The 20,081-nt window shown below is 63.0% G+C and carries 20 protein-coding genes; 15 read left to right on the forward strand and 5 right to left on the reverse strand.

The genetic code is table 11. The annotated features are described in order from the left end of the window. Positions 1-89 precede the first annotated feature (89 nt). From AC3WK8_RS14635 to AC3WK8_RS14695, 13 genes are all read left to right on the forward strand, one after another. Positions 90-1,355 carry a glutamate-5-semialdehyde dehydrogenase gene (locus tag AC3WK8_RS14635; RefSeq protein ID WP_103325148.1) on the forward strand — a complete coding sequence of 422 codons (1,266 nt, stop codon included), beginning with the start codon at positions 90-92 and terminating at the stop codon, positions 1,353-1,355. After that, positions 1,355-1,999, forward strand: coding sequence for a nicotinate-nucleotide adenylyltransferase (gene nadD, locus AC3WK8_RS14640; protein ID WP_022641207.1), 645 nt, complete (start codon positions 1,355-1,357; stop codon positions 1,997-1,999). Before AC3WK8_RS14635 ends, nadD begins: the two co-directional genes overlap by 1 nt. Positions 2,000-2,059: 60 nt before the next feature. After that, positions 2,060-2,482: a ribosome silencing factor gene (gene rsfS, locus AC3WK8_RS14645; RefSeq protein WP_031320587.1), complete on the forward strand. Its 423-nt coding sequence runs from the start codon at positions 2,060-2,062 to the stop codon at positions 2,480-2,482. Positions 2,483-2,491: 9 nt separating this feature from the next. Then, positions 2,492-2,959 carry a 23S rRNA (pseudouridine(1915)-N(3))-methyltransferase RlmH gene (rlmH, locus tag AC3WK8_RS14650; RefSeq protein ID WP_011063671.1) on the forward strand — a complete coding sequence of 156 codons (468 nt, stop codon included), beginning with the start codon at positions 2,492-2,494 and terminating at the stop codon, positions 2,957-2,959. 13 nt (positions 2,960-2,972) lie between these two features. Next, the gene (gene mrdA, locus AC3WK8_RS14655) at positions 2,973-4,868 is read left to right on the forward strand and encodes a penicillin-binding protein 2 (protein ID WP_103325146.1); all 1,896 of its coding nucleotides are present in this window, start codon (positions 2,973-2,975) and stop codon (positions 4,866-4,868) included. 31 nt (positions 4,869-4,899) lie between these two features. Beyond that, on the forward strand, positions 4,900-6,003 hold the full coding sequence (gene rodA, locus AC3WK8_RS14660) for a rod shape-determining protein RodA (RefSeq protein ID WP_085597071.1): 1,104 nt from the start codon (positions 4,900-4,902) through the stop codon (positions 6,001-6,003). Between the two features lie 17 nt (positions 6,004-6,020). Beyond that, the gene (gene mltB / locus AC3WK8_RS14665; RefSeq protein WP_103325145.1) at positions 6,021-7,031 is read left to right on the forward strand and encodes a lytic murein transglycosylase B; all 1,011 of its coding nucleotides are present in this window, start codon (positions 6,021-6,023) and stop codon (positions 7,029-7,031) included. Further along, a complete protein-coding gene (locus tag AC3WK8_RS14670) occupies positions 7,031-8,026 on the forward strand; it encodes a septal ring lytic transglycosylase RlpA family protein (protein WP_022641203.1) in 996 nt (331 codons plus the stop codon). The genes mltB and AC3WK8_RS14670 overlap by 1 nt, the downstream gene beginning before the upstream one ends. Before the next feature lie 183 nt (positions 8,027-8,209). Continuing rightward, a complete protein-coding gene (locus AC3WK8_RS14675; protein ID WP_022641202.1) occupies positions 8,210-9,367 on the forward strand; it encodes a D-alanyl-D-alanine carboxypeptidase family protein in 1,158 nt (385 codons plus the stop codon). Between the two features lie 81 nt (positions 9,368-9,448). Continuing rightward, on the forward strand, positions 9,449-9,724 hold the full coding sequence (locus AC3WK8_RS14680; protein WP_025129297.1) for a DUF493 domain-containing protein: 276 nt from the start codon (positions 9,449-9,451) through the stop codon (positions 9,722-9,724). Continuing rightward, complete coding sequence (gene lipB, locus AC3WK8_RS14685) at positions 9,724-10,371, forward strand: lipoyl(octanoyl) transferase LipB (protein ID WP_022641200.1); 648 nt, start codon at positions 9,724-9,726, stop codon at positions 10,369-10,371. Before AC3WK8_RS14680 ends, lipB begins: the two co-directional genes overlap by 1 nt. Before the next feature lies 1 nt (position 10,372). Continuing rightward, entirely contained in the window at positions 10,373-11,398 is a 1,026-nt protein-coding gene (lipA, locus tag AC3WK8_RS14690) for a lipoyl synthase (RefSeq protein ID WP_022641199.1), read from the forward strand. A 164-nt stretch (positions 11,399-11,562) separates the two neighbouring features. Beyond that, a complete protein-coding gene (locus tag AC3WK8_RS14695) occupies positions 11,563-12,510 on the forward strand; it encodes a S66 peptidase family protein (RefSeq protein WP_022641198.1) in 948 nt (315 codons plus the stop codon). 42 nt (positions 12,511-12,552) lie between these two features. On the opposite strand, the gene AC3WK8_RS14700 is transcribed toward AC3WK8_RS14695, so the two are convergent. The 5 genes from AC3WK8_RS14700 to leuS form a co-directional block, all read right to left on the reverse strand. Beyond that, positions 12,553-13,875 carry a lytic murein transglycosylase gene (locus AC3WK8_RS14700; protein ID WP_103325143.1) on the reverse strand — a complete coding sequence of 441 codons (1,323 nt, stop codon included), beginning with the start codon at positions 13,873-13,875 and terminating at the stop codon, positions 12,553-12,555. A gap of 63 nt (positions 13,876-13,938) precedes the next feature. Beyond that, entirely contained in the window at positions 13,939-14,100 is a 162-nt protein-coding gene (gene arfA, locus AC3WK8_RS14705; RefSeq protein WP_103325142.1) for an alternative ribosome rescue factor ArfA, read from the reverse strand. A 99-nt stretch (positions 14,101-14,199) separates the two neighbouring features. After that, complete coding sequence (holA, locus tag AC3WK8_RS14710) at positions 14,200-15,237, reverse strand: DNA polymerase III subunit delta (RefSeq protein ID WP_103325141.1); 1,038 nt, start codon at positions 15,235-15,237, stop codon at positions 14,200-14,202. Between the two features lie 43 nt (positions 15,238-15,280). Then, entirely contained in the window at positions 15,281-15,886 is a 606-nt protein-coding gene (locus tag AC3WK8_RS14715) for an LPS-assembly lipoprotein LptE (protein WP_022641194.1), read from the reverse strand. Positions 15,887-15,974: 88 nt separating this feature from the next. Then, positions 15,975-18,581 (reverse strand): leucine--tRNA ligase, encoded by a 2,607-nt coding sequence (gene leuS, locus AC3WK8_RS14720; protein ID WP_085596966.1) that lies wholly within the window; start codon positions 18,579-18,581, stop codon positions 15,975-15,977. 260 nt (positions 18,582-18,841) lie between these two features. On the opposite strand from leuS, the gene AC3WK8_RS14725 reads away from it, so the two are divergent. Together AC3WK8_RS14725 and AC3WK8_RS14730 are read left to right on the forward strand one after the other, a co-directional pair. Further along, a complete protein-coding gene (locus AC3WK8_RS14725; RefSeq protein ID WP_103327043.1) occupies positions 18,842-19,162 on the forward strand; it encodes a hypothetical protein in 321 nt (106 codons plus the stop codon). A gap of 126 nt (positions 19,163-19,288) precedes the next feature. Then, positions 19,289-20,050, forward strand: a complete 762-nt coding sequence (locus AC3WK8_RS14730) for a YdcF family protein (protein ID WP_103327040.1) — start codon at positions 19,289-19,291, stop codon at positions 20,048-20,050. Positions 20,051-20,081 lie beyond the last annotated feature (31 nt).

The raw sequence follows: 20,081 nt of genomic DNA on the forward strand, positions 1-20,081 counted from the left end.
TTTCGACCATCCGCCCGTGACCGCTGTCCGTGGGCCGGCGCGACAGCTATAATCAGCCGCTTTCCTCTTTGCCAAGACCACACCAGACCATGACTGAGTCCGTTCTTGACTACATGACCCGTTTGGGTCGCGCTGCCCGCCAAGCTTCCCGGGTCATCGCCCGCGCCACCACCGTGCAGAAGAACCGCGCGCTGCTGGCGGCTGCCGATGCGCTGGACGCCGCGCGACCGGAACTGACCGCGGCCAACGAGCAGGACCTGGCCAGCGGCCGGGCCAATGGTCTGGAACCGGCGCTGCTGGATCGCCTGGCACTCACCCCCGCCCGTATCGACGAGATGATCGAAGGCCTGCGTCAGGTGGCCAAGCTGCCTGACCCCATCGGTGAAATCCGCGATATGCGCTACCTGCCCTCGGGCATCCAGGTGGGCAAGATGCGGGTGCCCCTGGGCGTGATCGGCATCATCTACGAGTCGCGTCCCAACGTGACCATCGACGCCGCGGCCCTGTGCCTCAAGTCCGGCAACGCCACCATCCTGCGTGGCGGTTCAGAAGCCATTCATTCCAACCGCGCCATCGCCACGTGCATCCAGCAAGGATTGGCGGCGGCCGACCTGCCGGCCCACGTGGTGCAAGTGGTGGAGACCACCGACCGCGCCGCGGTGGGCGCGCTGATCACCATGCCCGAGTTCGTCGACGTGATCGTGCCCCGTGGCGGCAAGAGCCTGATCGAGCGGGTCAGCCGTGATGCCCGGGTGCCGGTGATCAAGCACCTGGATGGCGTCTGCCACGTATTCATCGATGTCGCCGCGGACCTGGACAAGGCCATCCGCATCGCCGACAACGCCAAGACCCAGCGCTATGCCCCGTGCAACACCATGGAGACCCTGCTGGTCCATGCCGGTATCGCCGGGCGCGTACTGCCGCCGCTGGCCGCGATCTATCGCGACAAGGGTGTCGAGTTGCGTGGCTGCGAGCAGACCCGGGCGATCCTCGGGGGCGATGTGCTGGAGGCCAGCGAAGAAGACTGGCGTACCGAGTACACCGCGCCGATCCTCTCGATCCGCGTGGTGGACGGCCTGGAGCAGGCCATCGAACACATCAATGCCTACGGCTCGCACCATACCGATTCCATCGTCACCGAGAACTTCAGTGACGCCCGGCGCTTCCTCAACGAAGTGGATTCCAGCTCGGTCATGGTCAATGCCTCGACGCGCTTCGCCGACGGTTTCGAATACGGCCTGGGCGCGGAGATCGGCATCTCCACCGACAAGCTGCACGCCCGTGGGCCGGTAGGCCTGGAAGGCCTGACCAGCGAGAAGTACGTGGTCTTCGGCGACGGTCACGTGCGTACTTGATGGGCAAACGTATCGGCCTGCTGGGCGGCACCTTCGATCCAGTGCATATCGGCCACCTGCGTGGCGCACTGGAAGTGGCCGAATCCATGCGACTCGACGAGTTGCGCCTGACACCCAGTGCCAGGCCGCCTCATCGGGATACACCGCAGGTGTCGGCGCTCGATCGTCTGGCGATGGTCGAGCGTGCGGTGGCGGGCGTTTCACCCCTGGTGGTGGACGACCGTGAGCTGAAACGGGACAAACCGTCCTACACCATAGACACCCTGGAGCAGATGCGCGCCGAACTGGCCGCGGACGACCAGTTGTTCCTGCTGTTGGGCTGGGACGCTTTCTGCGGCCTGCCCACCTGGCATCGCTGGGAAGAACTGCTCCAGCACTGCCACATCCTGGTGCTGCAACGCCCGGATGCCGACAGTGAGCCGCCGGATGCCCTGCGCAACCTGCTGGCGGCCCGCTCGGTGAGCGACCCGCTGGCCCTGCAAGGGCCGGGGGGACACATTGCATTCGTCTGGCAGACACCGCTCGCGGTGTCTGCCACCCAGATCCGTCAACTGCTGGCCAGCGGTAAGTCGGTACGTTTCCTGGTGCCTGACGCGGTCCTGGCCTATATCGATGCTCACGGACTGTACCGTGTGCCGAACTGAAGGAAGGCTGCCGGCCCATGCCGTGCGGCGTTCCATACATACGAGCTGAACGAGTTTTATATGACTAACCAAGTAATGAAAGGCGAAGATCTGGTCAAGGTGGCTGTCGCCGCGCTGGAAGACGTCAAGGCCCAGGACATCCTGGTGATCGATGTGCGCGACAAGCAGAGCATCACCGACTACATGGTGATCGCCACCGGTACCTCCAACCGCCAGATCGGCGCGATGCTGGAAAAGGTCCGCGAGATGGTCAAGGCCCAGGGCGTGCGTCCGCTGGGTGAAGAAGGCAAGGGCGACAGCGACTGGGTGCTGCTGGACCTGGACGAAGTGATCGTCCACATGATGACCGCCTCGGCCCGCCAGTTCTACGACCTGGAGCGCCTGTGGCAGGGCGCCGAGCAGAGCCGCGCGGCCGATGGCAAGCACCACAGCCCGGAAAACACCCACGAGCATTTCGCCAAGCTCAACAAAGACCAGCAATAAGGGACGGCTGTGCGCCTGCGTCTGATCGCTGTCGGTTCACGCATGCCCAAGTGGGTGGAAGAGGGTTGGCATGAGTATGCCAAGCGTCTGCCATCCGAGCTGGCGCTGGAACTGGTGGAAATACCGCTCAACACCCGGGGCAAGAATGCCGACGTGGCCCGCTTCATCCGTCAGGAAGGCGAGGCCATGCTGGCCAAGGTCGGGCATAACGAACGCATCGTGACCCTCGAGGTGCACGGCAAGCCCTGGAGCACCGAGCAGTTGGCGGTGGAGCTGGACCGCTGGCGCCTGGACTCGCGTACCGTGAACTTCATGGTCGGCGGCCCGGAAGGGTTGGCGCCGGAAGTCTGCGCGCGGGCGGACCAGCGCTGGTCTCTGTCGCCCCTTACCTTGCCGCACCCGTTGGTGCGGATCCTCATCGGCGAACAGCTGTATCGCGCCTGGACCGTGCTGTCCGGCCACCCTTACCACAAGTAGCCTGCGCCCCCCCATGTCCCAGCCGATCCGTATCAAGGACCATGAAAAAGACGCCCGCCTGGTGCGTAACCGGGTGGTGTTCGGCGCCATCCTGGTGGTCAGCCTGATCGGCGTGCTGATCGCCCGGCTGTATTACCTGCAGGTGATCCAGTACGAGATTCACTCCACGCTTTCGGAGAGCAACCGGGTTCACGTCCAGTCCATCCCTCCGAGCCGGGGCTTGATCTACGACCGTAATGGCGTGGTGGTGGCCGACAACCGGCCCAGCTTCAGCCTGAGCATGACCCGCGAGCGCTCCGGCGACTGGCGGCAGGTTCTCGACGTGATAGTCGAGGTGCTGGAACTGACGCCGGAAGACCGGGTGCTGTTCGAGAAGCGGGTCAAGCAGGGGCGGCGGGCGTTCGAGCCGGTGCCGATCCTGTTCGAGTTGACGGAAGAGCAGATCGCTCGTATCGCGGTGAACCAGTTCCGCCTGCCTGGCGTGGAGGTGGTGGCCCAGTTGGTCCGGCATTATCCCCAGAGTGCGCATTTCGCCCACTCCGTAGGTTATGTGGGACGGATCAACGAAAAAGAACAGAAGTCCCTGGATCGGGTGAACTACAGCGGCACCCACCACATCGGCAAGACTGGCATCGAACGCTTCTACGAGGACGACCTGCATGGCCAGGTGGGCTACGAGGAAGTCGAGACCAATGCCCGTGGCCGTGTGCTGCGGGTGCTCAAGCGCACCGACCCGATTCCCGGCAAGGACATCATCCTGAGCCTGGATATCAAGCTGCAGGAGGCTGCGGAGGCGGCCCTGGGCGGTCGACGCGGCGCGGTGGTGGCCCTGGACCCCAACACCGGCGAAGTGTTGGCGATGGTCAGCCAGCCGAGTTTCGATCCCAACCTGTTCGTCACCGGGATCAGCTTCAAGGCTTATGCCGAGCTGCGTGATTCCATCGACCGGCCACTGTTCAACCGAGTGTTGCGCGGGTTGTATCCACCGGGTTCGACCATCAAGCCGGCGGTAGCCATTGCCGGGCTCGACGCGGGAGTGGTGACGGCCACGAGCCGGGTCTACGACCCGGGCTACTACCAGTTGCCAAACTATGACCACAAGTACCGCAACTGGAACCGCACCGGCGACGGTTACGTCGACCTGGACACGGCGATCATGCGGTCCAACGATACCTATTTCTATGATCTGGCCCACAAGCTGGGGATCGACCGGCTCTCGGCCTACATGGGCAAGTTCGGCATCGGCCAGAAGGTTTCCCTGGATATGTTCGAGGAGTCGCCAGGGCTGATGCCGACCCGTGAGTGGAAGCGTGCGACCCGGCGCCAGGCCTGGTTCCCGGGGGAAACCCTGATCCTCGGGATCGGCCAGGGCTATATGCAATCGACGCCCCTGCAACTGGCCCAGGCCACCGCCCTGGTGGCCAGCAAGGGGCGCTGGAACCGGCCGCACCTGGCCAAGAGCATCGAGGGCGCACGGCCGGTGGACCACAACCCGATGCCGGACATCGTGCTGCGTGATCCGGCGGACTGGATGCGGGTCAACCACGGTATGCAGCAGGTGATGCACGGCCCCCGGGGTACTGCGCGCAAGGCGGCGGTCGGCTCGCCCTACCGGATTGCCGGCAAGAGTGGTACCGCCCAGGTGGTGGCGATCAAGCAGGGCGAAAAATACGACCGCTCCAAGGTCCAGGAGCGCCATCGCGACCATGCCTTGTTCGTTGGTTTTGCCCCGGCCGAGAACCCCAGGATAGTGGTGTCGGTGATGGTGGAGAACGGTGAGTCGGGCTCCGGCGTCGCCGCCCCTGTAGTGCGCCAGGTCATGGATGCCTGGCTCCTGGGCCCGGATGGCCAGCTCAAGCCAGAGTTCGCCAGCCCTACCATTACGGAGGCTACGGCCCGTGAAGAGTAATTTCGACCGCATTCTCTCCAGCGAGGACGTGATGCGGCGTCGGGCGACGCTGTTGCAGCGCCTGCATATCGATGGTCCCTTGCTGATCCTGCTGCTGACCCTGGCGGCCGGCAGCCTGTTCGTCCTGTATTCGGCCAGTGGCAAGAGCTGGGACCTATTGGCCAAGCAGGCCACTTCGTTCGGCATCGGCCTGGTGTCGATGATCATCATCGCCCAGTTCGAGCCGCGCTTCATGGCCCGCTGGGTGCCGCTTGGCTATGTGTTCGGCGTGGTTTTGCTGGTGGTAGTGGACGTGATGGGCCACAACGCCATGGGCGCGACCCGCTGGATCAACGTCCCCGGGGTGATCCGCTTCCAGCCCTCGGAGTTCATGAAGATCATCATGCCGGCGACCATCGCCTGGTACTTGTCCAAGCGCACCTTGCCGCCGCACCTCAAGCATGTGGGCATCAGCCTGGTACTGATCGGTATTCCATTCATGCTGATCGTGCGCCAGCCGGACCTGGGCACGGCCCTGCTGATCCTGGCCGGCGGCACCTTCGTGCTGTTCATGGGCGGGTTGCGCTGGCGCTGGATCATCAGTGTGCTGGCGGCGGCTGTGCCGGTGGCGGTGGCCATGTGGATGTTCATCATGCATGACTACCAGAAACAGCGGATCCTGACGTTCCTCGATCCGGAAAGCGACCCCCTGGGGACCGGCTGGAACATCATCCAGTCCAAGGCCGCCATCGGCTCCGGCGGGGTGTTCGGCAAGGGCTGGCTGCTGGGTACCCAATCGCACCTGGACTTTTTGCCGGAAAGCCACACCGACTTCATCATCGCGGTCATGGGCGAGGAGTTCGGCCTGGTGGGCATCTGCGCGCTGCTGCTGATCTACCTCTTGTTGATCGGGCGCGGGCTGGTGATCACGGCCCAGGCCCAGACGCTGTTCGGCAAGTTGCTGGCAGGCAGCCTGACCATGACGTTTTTTGTTTACGTTTTCGTCAACATCGGTATGGTCAGTGGCTTGTTGCCGGTGGTGGGGGTGCCGTTGCCCTTCATTAGCTACGGAGGAACTTCGCTGGTGACGCTACTGTCAGCGTTTGGGGTTTTGATGTCGATCCATACCCATCGCAAGTGGATCGCGCAGGTTTGAATAAGGTGAACAACTCAATGCAAGTAATGCGTGGCTGGGCCGCTCGGTACGCTCTATGGGTCGGTCTGGCGAGCATCCTGGGGGCCGCGGAGCCTGCTTCGGCTGGTGCCTACGAAGGCTCGCCCCAGGTCGCCGAATTCGTCGGGGAAATGACCCGGGACTACGGTTTCGCCGGAGAGCAGTTGATGGGCGTGTTCCGCGAAGCCGAGCGCAAGCAGGCGATCCTCGATGCCATTTCGCGGCCTGCCGAACGGGTCAAGCAATGGAAGGAATATCGCCCGATGTTCATCACCGATGCGCGTATCGCTCGTGGCGTGGACTTCTGGCGCCAGCACGAGGCGGTCCTGGCCCGTGCCGAGCAGGAATATGGGGTCCCGGCCCAGGTCATCGTGTCGATCATCGGCGTGGAGACCTTTTTTGGCCGCAATACCGGCAATTACCGGGTGATCGACGCCCTTTCCACCTTGGGCTTCGATTATCCGCCGCGTGCCGAATTCTTCCGCAAGGAGCTGCGCGAGTTCCTGTTGCTGGCCCGTGAAGAGCAGCTCGATCCCCTGAGCCTCAAGGGCTCCTATGCCGGAGCCATGGGGCTGCCGCAGTTCATGCCCAGCAGCTTCCGCGCCTACGCCGTGGACTTCGACGGCGATGGGCACATCAATATCTGGACCAATCCGGACGATGCCATCGGCAGCGTCGCCAGTTACTTCAAGCGCCATGGCTGGGTAGCTGGCGAGCCGGTGGTCAGCCGTGCCGATGTGCGCGGGGACCGGGTGGACGAGGGGCTGACCAGCGGTATCGAGCCGACCAAGACCGTCGGGGAGTTGCGAGCCCTGGGCTGGTCGAGTCATGATGCGCTGCGCGACGATATGCCGGTTACCGCTTTCCGCCTGGAAGGTGATAACGGTCCGGAATACTGGATGGGGCTGAAGAATTTCTACGCGATCACTCGTTATAACCGCAGCGTGATGTATGCCATGGCCGTACATCAGCTGTCTGAACAGCTGGTCCAAGCACGGGGCGTCAAGTAATGCTGGCAATGCCAATCCGCAACCCCTTGAAGCTGCTGGCTTTTGCCGCGTTGGCGCTGTCGCTGGCCAGTTGCTCGACGAGCCGCTCGCCGCAGCCCAAATCCTCCAATGCCGTGCGTTCGATGCCGGGCCTGGATGTCAATCGCGCCCACAAGGATGGCGCGCCCTGGTGGGATGTCGACGTATCGCGCATTCCCGATGCGACGCCGACCCTGCATACCGGTCCGTACAAGGCCAACCCTTATACGGTGCTGGGCAAGACCTACTTTCCCATCCAGGAGTCCAGGAACTACGTGGCTTCGGGCACGGCTTCCTGGTACGGCACCAAGTTCCATGGCCAGAACACCGCCAATGGCGAGGTCTATGATCTGTACGGCATGAGTGCCGCACACAAGACCCTGCCGTTGCCCAGCTATGTGCGGGTGACCAACCTGGACAACAACCGCAGCGTGATCCTGCGGGTCAACGATCGTGGTCCGTTCTATTCCGACCGGATCATCGACCTGTCCTATGCCGCGGCGAAGAAACTCGGTTATGCCGAAACCGGTACCGCCCGGGTCAAGGTCGAGGGCATCGATCCGCAGCAATGGTGGGCCCAGCGTGGCCGTCCGGCGCCTTTGATGCTCAATGAGCCGCAAGTGGCGCAGAATAGCGCGCCGGTGGTTACCAGCTCGGCCGGTACCGTCGAACAGTGGACGCCTCCGCCGCAGCAGCATGCGGCTGCCGTGGTCCCGGTGCAGGTCAAGAACACCGCAGCCTCCGGTCAGTACCTGCAGGTGGGCGCCTTCGCCAACCCGGACGCTGCCGAACTGTTGAGGTCGAAACTGAGCTCGATGGTGAGCGCTCCGGTGTTCATCAGTTCCATCGTACGCAATCAGCAGACGCTGCATCGGGTACGCCTTGGGCCGTTCGGTTCGCCGGACGAAACCCAGCAAGCGCAGAACAGCGTGCGCCTGGCCAACCTGGGCCAGGCGAGCGTGGTCACTGCGGAATAGCGACATCTAGATTGAGGGTCCGCTTGCGACATCGGGGGGCGGATCCGGGTTGTTGGCTCGCCGAACAACAAAAGCCCGGCAAGGGTCGTGAGTGAACAACGCACACGCGACAACCCTTCAGAAGGTTGTCTGAAATAGTTTTGCCCCCAGGGGCAAGTTTCCATTAGCAACTTCGAGAGACGGATGAACATCACCACCTTTGCCAAACGCCTGTGCCTGCTTCTACCGCTGATCATCACACCCGCCGCCTGGGCGGTCGAGGTGATGCCGTCACCACCGCAGCTGGCCGCCAAGTCCTACGTGCTCATGGATGCCAGCAGCGGAAACGTGCTGGTGGAGAACAATGGTGACCAGCGCCTGCCGCCGGCCAGCCTCACCAAGCTGATGACCGCCTACATCGCCACCCTGGAAATCCGCCGTGGCCAGATCGGCGAGAACGACCCGGTGACCGTCAGCGAAAACGCCTGGCGCACTGGCGGTTCGCGGATGTTCATCAAGGTGGGGTCGCAGGTGTCCGTCAGCGACCTGCTGCACGGCATCATCATCCAGTCGGGCAACGATGCCAGCGTGGCGATTTCCGAGCACATCGCCGGTAGCGAAGACGCCTTCGCCGACATGATGAACAAGACCGCCGGCGACCTGGGCATGAGCAACAGCCACTTCATGAACCCCACCGGCCTGCCGAACCCCGAGCATTACTCGTCGGCCCATGACATGGCGCTGTTGGCACGCGCGATCATTCATGAAGATCCGGCCCACTATGCGATCTACTCGCAGAAGGAGTTCTTCTGGAACGGCATCAAGCAGCCTAACCGCAACCTGTTGCTGTGGCGTGACAAGACCGTCGATGGCCTCAAGACCGGGCATACCGACGAAGCGGGCTACTGCATGGTGTCCTCGGCGGTACGTGATGGCATGCGCCTGATTGCCGTGGTGTTCGGCACCAACAGCGAGCAGGCCCGGGCTGCCGAGACCCAGAAACTGCTGACCTATGGCTTCCGTTTCTTCGAAACCCAGACCTTCTACCAGAAGGGCACCGAACTGGCCCAGGCGCCGGTATGGAAGGGCACCACGCATCAGGTCAAGGCTGGCCTGGCCCAGGACCTGACCATGACCATGCCCAAGGGCCAGCTGAAGAAGCTGGCAGCCAGCATGACCATGAACCCGCAACTGGTCGCGCCGATCGCCAAGGGCGACGTGATCGGTAAAGTCGAAGTGAAACTGGACGACAAGGTGGTGCACAGCGCCGACCTGATCGCCCTGGAAGCAGTCGACGAAGGTGGTATCTTCCGTCGCATGTGGGATAGCATCCGTCTATTCTTCTACGGCTTGTTCAACTGATATTGTCGACCCACGTGGCCCTCGCTCCCAAGCGGAGCGGGGGCCATGTCCGTCGCCACGGCTTACGAGGCCGTTATTGCCATGACAGACACTGACGTTAAGTCGCACAAGATTGAGTTTCCCGTCGATGACTATCCGATCAAGGTGATCGGTGACACGGTCGTCGGCTTCAAGGACACCGTGATCGAGATCCTTGCCAAGTACGCCACCCTGGACATCAAGTCCCTGGCCGAGCGCCAGAGCAGCAATGGCAAGTACACCACGGTGCAACTGCACATCACCGCCACTGGTGAAGACCAACTGCGTGATATCAATAGTGCCCTGCGCGCTACCGGTGTCGTCCACATGGTGCTGTGATGCCACAGACGCTGGGCTTTCGTGAGCTTGGCCTGAGGGCCTACGAGCCGGTCTGGCAGGCCATGCAGCGCTTTACCAACGAACGCGGGACCGATGCACCGGACGAGGTCTGGCTGGTGCAGCATCCTCCGGTCTTTACCCAGGGGCAGGCCGGCAAGGCCGAGCATCTGCTGGTGCCGGGGGATATCCCGGTGGTGCAGGCCGATCGTGGTGGCCAGGTGACCTATCATGGTCCGGGCCAGCTGGTGGCCTATTTGCTGCTGGACGTGCGCAGGCTGGGTTTCGGCGTGCGTGAACTGGTCAGCCGCATGGAGCAATGCCTGGTGGAGTTGCTGGCCAGCTACGGCGTGCCGGCGGCGGCCAAGCCCGATGCACCGGGTGTCTACGTCGATGGAGCGAAAATCGCTTCCCTGGGCCTGCGTATCCGTCATGGATGCTCCTTTCACGGTCTGGCCTTGAACGTGGATATGGATTTGCAGCCGTTTCGACGGATTAACCCCTGTGGTTATGCCGGTCTGGCGATGACCCAGCTGAGCGACCATGCAGGGCCGATTGAATTTGCCGAGGTAAGTGCCCGGCTGCGTGCGCAGCTCGTCAAACACCTCGACTACGCTGAGCAGACGACCCTAACGGGCGGAATCGACTGATATGACTACTGCGCAACAAGACGCTGTTCAAACCCTGATCCCGACGCTGGATGTTTCTGAGCGGCCAGCCCGCGCGAAAGTTGAAACCGGCGTCAAGTTGCGCGGTGCGGAAAAGGTCGCGCGTATCCCGGTGAAGATCATCCCGACCACCGAGCTGCCGAAGAAGCCCGACTGGATCCGCGTACGTATCCCGGTATCCCCGGAAGTCGACCGGATCAAGCAACTGCTGCGCAAGCACAAGCTGCATAGCGTCTGCGAAGAGGCTTCCTGCCCGAACCTGGGCGAGTGCTTCTCCGGCGGCACCGCGACCTTCATGATCATGGGCGACATCTGCACCCGCCGTTGCCCGTTCTGCGACGTGGGCCATGGTCGTCCCAAGCCCCTGGACGTGGATGAGCCGATGAACCTGGCGGTGGCCATCGCCGACCTGCGCCTGAAGTACGTGGTGATCACCTCGGTGGACCGCGACGACCTGCGCGACGGTGGCGCCCAGCACTTTGCCGATTGCATCCGTGAAATCCGCAAGCTCTCGCCGAACGTACAGTTGGAAACCCTGGTTCCCGACTACCGTGGCCGCATGGACATTGCCCTGGAAATCACCGCGGCGACTCCACCGGACGTGTTCAACCACAACCTGGAAACCGTGCCACGCCTGTACAAGGCCGCCCGCCCGGGTTCCGACTACCAGTGGTCGCTGACCCTGCTGCAGAAGTTCAAGCAGCTGGTACCCCATGTGCCGACAAAATCCGGCTTGATGCTGGGCCTGGGTGAGACCGACGACGAAGTCATCGAAGTGATGAAGCGCATGCGCGAGCATGACATCGACATGCTGACCCTTGGCCAGTACCTGCAGCCGTCGCGTAACCACCTGCCGGTGCAGCGTTTCGTGCATCCGGACACCTTCGCCTGGTTCGCCGAGGAAGGCTACCGGATGGGCTTCAAGAACGTGGCCTCCGGCCCGCTGGTACGTTCCTCGTACCACGCCGACGAACAAGCGAAGCTGGCCAAGGAAGGTCTGGTTTCCTGATTCACCAAGCCCGCAGGAGCTGGCTCCTGCGGGCGTTCCCGCCGACTCCCTCGAGTCCCATCGCCTGCCCTTGGGCTTTGTGCTCCTCGCGGACTATTTCCCCCTTCTGTTTCGCGGCATTCATGGCTACTGTGCTCCAGTGAATTCGCACAGGGAGAATCCGTATGCCCATCCAACCGACCGCCGCCCTCCATGCCCACCTGCCCGTGCCGGCGCTGGCGGCCGAAGGCGTCATCGGTCTTATCGCTCCGGCCGGCCCGGCCGCGCTGGACACCGCCAAGGCCTTCCAGTGGATGCGCTCCAGGGGTTACGACTTGCGCATCTTCCCCGGGGTGGGGCAGCAGGACGGCTATCTGGCCGGCAGTGATGAGGTGCGTCTGCAAGACCTGCATGACGCTTTCGCCGATTCCGAGGTGGACGCCATCCTGTGCTTGCGCGGGGGCTATGGCAGTCCTCGATTGCTGGACAAGATCGACTTCGACCTGTTGCGGCGCAATCCCAAGCCCTTCGTCGGCTACAGCGACATCACCGCTTTGCATCTGGCGATCAATCGTTATGCCGGGTTCGTGAGTTTTCACGGACCTTTGCTCAACGCCGACCTGCTGGCAGCCAAGCAGGCTCCCACTGAGGCGTCGTTCTTCAATCTGTTGCGCGGGCAGGTCAGGGCCGGCAGCCCGTTGCCCCATCCCGTGGCATTTCCCTTGACCACCGTCGAGCCAGGTATCGCACAGGGCGCGCTGCTGGGGGGGAACCTGTCGATCATCGCCAGCACCCTGGGCACGCCCTATGACATCGTCGCCGACGGCATCATCTTGTTCATCGAGGACGTCAACGAACCGCTGTATCGCATCGATCGCCTGCTCAATCACCTGCGGCTGGCGGGCAAGCTCGACAAGTTGCGGGGTGTGTTGGTGGGGGATGTGGCCGGAGTGGATTTCACTGCGCTATGTGACTTGCTCAAGCGCACCTTCGAGCCGTTGCGGATTCCGGTGCTGGCCGGCTGGCGCAGCGGTCATTGCGACCCCAACCTGACCTTGCCCATGGGGGCGCTGGTCAGGCTGGATGCCGGAGCCAGGGAGCTGACCCTGGCCCAGGATGTAGTCTTCAAATAACCGGCTGGCGGAACAGCGAGCTTTCCTGTTGCGAATTGCGGCTCAACGACTGCGCAGGCTGTCCAGCAGCTTGCGGGTCGGGTAGCCGTCCGCCGGCCAACCCAGGGTCTGCTGGGCGCTGCGGATGGCCTTGCGGGTGTTGGCGCCGATGATGCCGTCGGGGTTGCCGGCATCGTAGTTGTTGGCGTTGAGCTGGGTCTGCAGGTCGATACGTTCGCTGCGACTCAAGGGCAGTTCGTCCTTGGGCCAGTCGCCGCTGATCAGTCCGGCACCGCTGAAACGCTCGGATAACAGGTTCACCGCCAACGCATAGGATGAGGAATTGTTGTATTTGAGCACGGCCCGGAAGTTATCCAGGATCAGGAACGCCGGCCCCCGATAACCCGCTGGCAGCAGCAGGGACGCGGACAGTTGCTCGGAGCCGTAGGGCAATGCCTTGCCGTTGGCTGGATTCATCCCCAGGCGCATCCACTCGGCCACGCTCTTGCGCGTGCTGGCATCGGCCAGGGCGTAGTCGAAACCACTGTTGAGCTGGACTTCCAGGCCCCAGGGCTGGCCTTTCTGCCAGCCCGAGCTTTGCAGGTAGTGCGCCGTCGAGGCCAGGGCATCGGCCGGGCTGTTCCAGATATCCCGGCGGCCGTCACCGTCGAAATCCACGGCATGGGTGTTGTAGGTGGTCGGGATGAACTGGGTCTGGCCCATGGCCCCGGCCCAGGAACCGAGCATCTTCTCGGGCTGGATATCGCCATGCTGGATGATCTGCAATGCGGCGATCAGCTGGCTGTTGGCGAAGGCCGGGCGTCGGCCCTCATAGGCCAGGGTCGCCAGCGAGCGGATCACCGACTTGTTGCCCTGGAAATCGCCGAAGTTGCTTTCCATACCCCAGACGGCCACGAGCGCCTGGCGATCCACGCCGTAGCGCTGTTCGATACGTTGCAGGATATCGCCATACTGGTTCAGCAGGGCCTGGCCCTTGCGTACGCGTATGGGGGATAGGGCGCCGTCCAGGTATTCCCATACCGGGCGGGTGAACTCTGGCTGGCTGCGATCGGCCTTGATCACGCTCATGTCCGGAGTGACGCCGGCGAAGGCGCGGTCGAACACATCGGCACGGATACCGGCATTCAGCGCTTCAGCGCGAAAGGCACTCAGCCACTGTTCGAAGCTCTGGGTCGGTTGGATATCCAGGTTATCGACCACCAGGGGGGCGACGGTCGCTGGTGCGGCAATGGGGGCCGACTGGAGGGCGGGCAACGGTTGGGCGTCGGCGGCGGTGGGCTTTTCCGCGCAGGCGACGAGCAGAATCAGGCTGGAGGCAGCGATCAGTTGGCGTAGGTGCCAACGACGGGAAATACAAAAGGGCATGCACAGGTCCAGAGAGAATGACAATCAGGTGCAGACCTTATCATGCCTGTGGGGTCCAGGGCTTCAGGCGGCCAGAAAGTAAGAAGCCTCCCAGCTTTTGGACTGGAAGGCTTCGCGGCGGTAGCTGCCTTTGCCCTTGGCCGGGCGTTCCTGGCGGCAACGGAACAGTGGCTGGGCAATGATGGATTTGGCCTTGTTGGGGCCATGCTTGGATGGCTTGCTCATGCTCGATACTCGCTTTATGGGGAGAGGTGCAACGGCGCGCATCATCGGCCAGCTGGGCACTGCTGTCCAGTACCCATGATCTTTTCCCGTATTGCGGACTTACTCGGCAGGCAGGGGCAGGCGTTGGCCGGCCATCAGCAGTGACAGGCGGCTCAGGCTGCTCCAGGCGGAACCGCTGGCCTGGCCCTTGATCTGTGCGTCGATAGGCTGGGCATCCAGCAGCAATTGGCTCCAGCGCTGGGCGGAATAGCGTTGCAGGGCCTTGCTCATCAGCGGCTTGCGCTTGTCCCAGACAGGCGGGCGGGCTTGGCTGAAAACCTTGTCCAAGGGGATTCCCTGGCCGAATTGCTGGGCCAGGTTGGCCAGTAGCCGTAGCTCCCGGGACAGGGCCCAGAGGATCACCGGAGGCTCGACCCCTTCGCCCTTGAGCCCTTCGAGCATGCGCAAGGCATGCGCCGCTTCCCCGTTGAGGATGGCGTCGACCAGGCCGAATACGTCGAAGCGGGCACTGTCGGCCACGGCCGCCTGTACCGTTTCGACAGTGACCTGTCCTCCCTCGGCCATCAACTTGAGCTTTTCGATTTCCTGGGCGGCAGCCAGCAGATTGCCCTCGACCCGAGCCGCGATCAGCTCCACGGCGTCCTGGTTGGCGGACATCCCGGCCTGGGACAGGCGCTGGCGAATCCACTGTGGCAGCTGGTTGGCGTCCACTGGCCAGATCTGCACGAACTGGGTCTGGGCGCCTTCCACCAGGGCCTTGCCCCATTTGGTTTTCTGCGCGCTACCGTCGAGCTTGGGCAGGCTGATCAACAGCACGGTGTCTTCGGCCGGGCGCGAGCAGTATTCGATCAGGGCAGCAGCACCTTTGTCCCCGGGCTTGCCCGAAGGCAGGCGCAGTTCCAGCAGGCGCTTCTGCGCGAAGAGCGACATGCTGGCGCCAGCCAGCAACAGGCTGCCCCAGTCGAAATTGGCATCGGCGCTGAACACCTGGCGTTCGTCGTAGCCCTGCTGGCGTGCCGCGATGCGTATGGCATCGGCGGCTTCCTGGCAGAGCAGGGGATCGTCGCCGCTGATCACGTAGACCGGGGCGAGGGAACCTTGCAGGTGTTTACCGAGTTGGGCGGGGGCGAGTTTCATAGATGCGGGTCGGTGGGGGGGGCGCCGGAGCGCCCCACAAGGCTTACTGGTTCGGAAGTTCCATAGGGGACTGTTGCGGAGTTTCGGCTTCGGCCTTGCGTGCTGCTTCCAGGGCGTCGGCATCGGCCTTGGCCTTGGCTTCGGCAGTAGCCTGCAATTGTGCCAGCTGTTCCGGGCTCAGCAGTTGCAGGCGGATTATCATGCGCTGGACCAGGTCGCGGCGCATTTCCTGATAGGTCTGAGCCGATTCCTGACCGGAGCCGGTGATGTTGTTGCCGTCATGAACGAAGACTTTCTGCACCTCCAGCTTGTCGTTCAGCAGGTGCAAGTTGTCATGGGTCAGGATTTCATATTCCAGCTTGGTGCTGATTTCATACTCGGCAGAGTTGCCGCCGCCGGTGTAGCTGAGGGTGCGCTGGGAGTTCGACTCGCGCTGCAAGACCAGCTTGTAGGGCGCTCCGGCATGAACGCGGACACCACTGCTTTCCAGTTGTTGCTGCAGCAGTTTCACCGTCGCGCCGTAGGCGTCCCGGGCGCTGAGGTCGAGTTCCTTGATGCTCAATTCCTGGGTGCCAGTACCGCGCAGTTGAAAGCCGCAGGCGCTCAATACCAGAGCCAGGCCCATCACCAGCAGGTTACGTTTGATCATGTATTGCTCCCCTTGAAACCATATGGGCCAACCCTGTGGCCCTGAAGGTCTTGTTCGGCGCCCGGTTCCCACCGGACGCCTGATCCAATTAGCTGGCGACGATGTTGACCAGTTTGCCCGGTACCACGATGACCTTGCGGATGGTCAGCCCCTCGGTGAAGCGCAGTACGTTTTCGTTGCTGCGGGCGGCGGCTTCGACTTCCTCGCGGCTGGCGCTGGCTGGCATCTCGATCTGGCCACGCAGCTTGCCGTTGACCTGCACTACCAGTTGCAGGCTGTCCTGCACCAGGGCGCTTTCGTCCACGGTCGGCCAGGTGGCATCGATGACTGCACCGTCATGGCCCAGTTGGTTCCACAGTTCATGGCTGATATGCGGAGTGATCGGAGCCAGCAGCAAGGTGACGGCCTCCAGGCCCTCCTGCAACAGGGCGCGGTCCTGTTCACTGGTTTGTGGCGCTTTTTCCAGCACGTTCATCACGGTCATCACTTGGGCGATGGCGGTGTTGAACTTGTGGAACTGGCCCACGTCGGTGCTGGCCTGTTTGATGGCTGAGTGGATGGCGCGGCGGATCACCTTCTGCTCGTCGCTCAGGGTGGTGACATCCAGTTTGCCCGGCAGGCCCTGGGCTACGTGAGCCTGGGCCAGGCGCCAGACGCGGCGCAGGAAACGGCTGGCACCTTCGACGCCGGAGTCGGACCATTCCAGGCTCATGTCGGGCGGCGAGGCGAACATCATGAACAGGCGGCAGGTATCGGCGCCGTACTGCTCGATCATCGATTGTGGATCGACGCCGTTGTTCTTCGACTTCGACATCTTCTCGGTGCCGCCGATCTCCACCGGCAGGCCGTCGGTCTTCAGGCGCGCGCCAATGATCTTGGCCTTGGCATCGCGCTCGACTTCGACGTCAGCCGGGTTGAACCAGTCCTTGCCGCCGTTGCTGGCGACACGGTAGTAGGTCTCGGCGACCACCATGCCCTGGGTCAGCAGGTTCTTGAACGGCTCGTTGGAGGTGACCAGGCCTTCATCGCGCATCAGCTTGTGGAAGAAGCGCGCGTACAGCAGGTGCAGGATCGCGTGTTCGATACCGCCAATGTACTGGTCCACCGGCAGCCAGTGGTTGGCGGCTTTCGGATCGACCATGCCACCTTCGTAGTTCGGCGAGGCGTAGCGGGCGAAGTACCAGGACGACTCGACGAAGGTGTCCATGGTGTCGGTTTCGCGCTTGGCCGCAGTGCCGCATTTCGGGCAAGTGCACTCGTAGAATTCCGGCATGCGCGCCAGTGGCGAACCGGCGCCGTCGGGCACCACGTCTTCGGGCAGCTTGACCGGCAGTTGGTCTTCCGGCACCGGTACATCGCCACAGGATGGGCAATGGATGATCGGGATCGGGCAGCCCCAGTAGCGCTGGCGGCTGATGCCCCAGTCGCGCAGGCGGAACTGGGTGCGCGACTTGCCCAGTTCCTTGCGGATCAGCGCAGCTTCGATGGCGTCGAAGGCGCCAGCGAAGTCCAGGCCGTCGAACTCGCCGGAGTTGATCAGTTGGCCGTGTTCGCCATAGGCGGCCTGCCATTCGCCACTGACTTCATCGCCGGCGCTGGTGCGCACCACGGCTTTCATCGGCAGGTTGTACTTGTGGGCGAACTCGAAGTCGCGCTCGTCGTGGGCCGGCACGGCCATCACCGCGCCATCGCCGTAGTGCATCAGCACGTAGTTGGCGACCCACACTGGCAGCTTCTCGCCGGTCAGCGGGTGTTCGACGAACAGGGAAGTGGGCATGCCCTTCTTCTCCTGGGTGGCCATGTCGGCCTCGGCGACGCTGCCGCTCTTGCATTCGTCGATGAACGCCTGCAGTGCTGCATCGCCCTGGGCGGCCTGGGTCGCCAGCGGATGTTCGGCGGCGACGGCCACGTAGGTGGCGCCCATCAGGGTGTCGGGACGGGTGGTGAAGACTTTCAGCGCGCCGGCCTGGCCGATGCTCGCCTGGTCATAGGGGAACTGCACTTCCATGCCGCGGGACTTGCCGATCCAGTTGCGCTGCATGGTCTTGACCTGCTCGGGCCAGCCCGGCAGCTCGTCGAGGCTTTCCAGCAGCTCGTCGGCGTAGTCGGTGATGCGGAAGTAGTACATCGGGATTTCGCGCTTCTCGATCAGCGCGCCCGAGCGCCAGCCACGGCCGTCGATGACCTGTTCGTTGGCCAGTACGGTCTGGTCCGCCGGGTCCCAGTTCACGGTGCCGTTCTTGCGGTAGATCACGCCTTTCTCGAACAGGCGAGTGAACAGCCACTGTTCCCAGCGGTAGTAGTCCGGCTTGCAGGTAGTAACCTCGCGCGACCAGTCCACCGCCAGGCCCAGGCTACGCAGCTGGCTCTTCATGTAGGCGATGTTTTCGTAGGTCCACTTGGCCGGTGCGACGTTGTTCTTCATCGCGGCGTTTTCCGCCGGCATGCCGAAGGCGTCCCAACCCATGGGTTGCAGGACGTTCTTGCCTTGCATGCGCTGGTAGCGGGAGATGACGTCGCCGATGGTGTAGTTGCGCACGTGCCCCATGTGTAGCTTGCCGCTCGGGTACGGGAACATCGATAGGCAGTAGTAAGTGTCCTTGCCTGGCTGTTCGCTGACTTCAAACGACTTTTGCTCATCCCAGAAGGACTGGGCGGCGGCTTCTATATCACGGGGCAGGTATTGTTCGTGCATGGCTACTTTATGTACTGGATAAGGGTGGCCTAATCCTCTTCAACGCAACTCGGGTAGTGACGGCGCCAAACATGGCGTTTGCAGTTCCCGGTGGAGCTGGAAGTGGAGTTACAGGAAGCGCCGTAGCATACATGACCGCGCTCTGCCTAGGGAAACCCTGATTGCGCGCAAGGGCCGTTGGTCGCGGCGGCGCGTGGCCTGCGGCTGCCCGGCTAAGCTCAAAAAGGGGAGTGAGTCTTATTCTTCTATGAGGTGAACGGATGCTTGAATTGCAGCGCAAGGCAACGGGACCGGAGGTGTACGAGCGGCTGCTGAATCGACTGGCTCTGGCCCTGGATGCAGCGAGAACCGCAGATCGGCTGCGCGATGAACGCTCCGTCGAATTGGAGCTGCGGGGGTTGAGCCCTGCCGAACTGGAATTGATCCGGGCCTACCTGGCCCATAACCGGCGTGAGATGCCGGTCGATGTATCGAGCAATCTGCAACATCAGGAGGCGTCTCGTTCGGCCAAGATCATCTGGCTGAAGGACAAGGCCCCCGTCCGGGGTTCGGTGAAGGTACGGTCTCGGCAGTTCAAGTAGGTTCCAGGCCCCCGGAGCGGGGCGAAAGAGGTCGTTGCCGAGGACCTCGAAAGCGAAAATCACCGGCGTCGGTTGTTGCCGGATAACCATCCCTTTAGGCTTCGGGCATCTTTTTGGAGATGTCCGATGCCTTTTCGCTATTTCATCAAACAGTTATTGCTGCCGCCCGGCATCCTCCTGCTGTTGCTGCTATTCGCCTGGATGTTGCGTCGTTCCAGGCCGCGTCTCGCCCGCTGCTATTTCTTTCTCGGCCTGGGTGGTTTCTGGCTGATGAGTTTGCCGGTGATGGTGGAGTGGGGCGCCCGTGGGCTCGAGCAATTGCCACCCCTGCCACAGGAACAGTGGGCCAGGTTGGCCGAGCAGGCCGATGCCATTGTGGTCCTGGGGTCGGGGCGCGAGCGTGGCGATCCGGCTTGGGGCGCTGACCAGCCCACTGGCGTGGGCCTGGAGCGCGAGCGCTATGCCGCCCGGCTGGCCAAGGCTTCCGGCCTGCCCGTGCTGACCAGTGGTGGCCTGCATTACGGCACGCCGCCAAGCGAGGCCGCGTTGATGGCTGATTCACTGCGCGACGATTTCGGAGTGACGGTGCGCTGGCAGGAAGATCGCAGCCGCACCACCTGGGAGAATGCGCAGTTCAGTGCCGAGGTCCTGTTGCCCAAGGGCATCAAGCGCGTGGTAGTGGTGACCCAGGCCTGGCACATGCCGCGTTCGGTCTGGAGCTTCGAACGTGCAGGATTCGTGGTGGTGCCGGCGCCGGTGGGGTTCCTGGGGATGGACAACGCCCGTCCGCTGGGTGGCTGGATGCCGGAGTTCAAGTCCATCTGGCAGAGCGGGCAGTTGCTAAATGAGGCGGTGGGCCAGGTGGGGTATCGCTTGTTCTATCGCTGAGTGCCGGCTCCCGGGGGAGCCGGCGCGGGGT

This window comes from Pseudomonas sp. FW507-12TSA, from assembly GCF_058781435.1.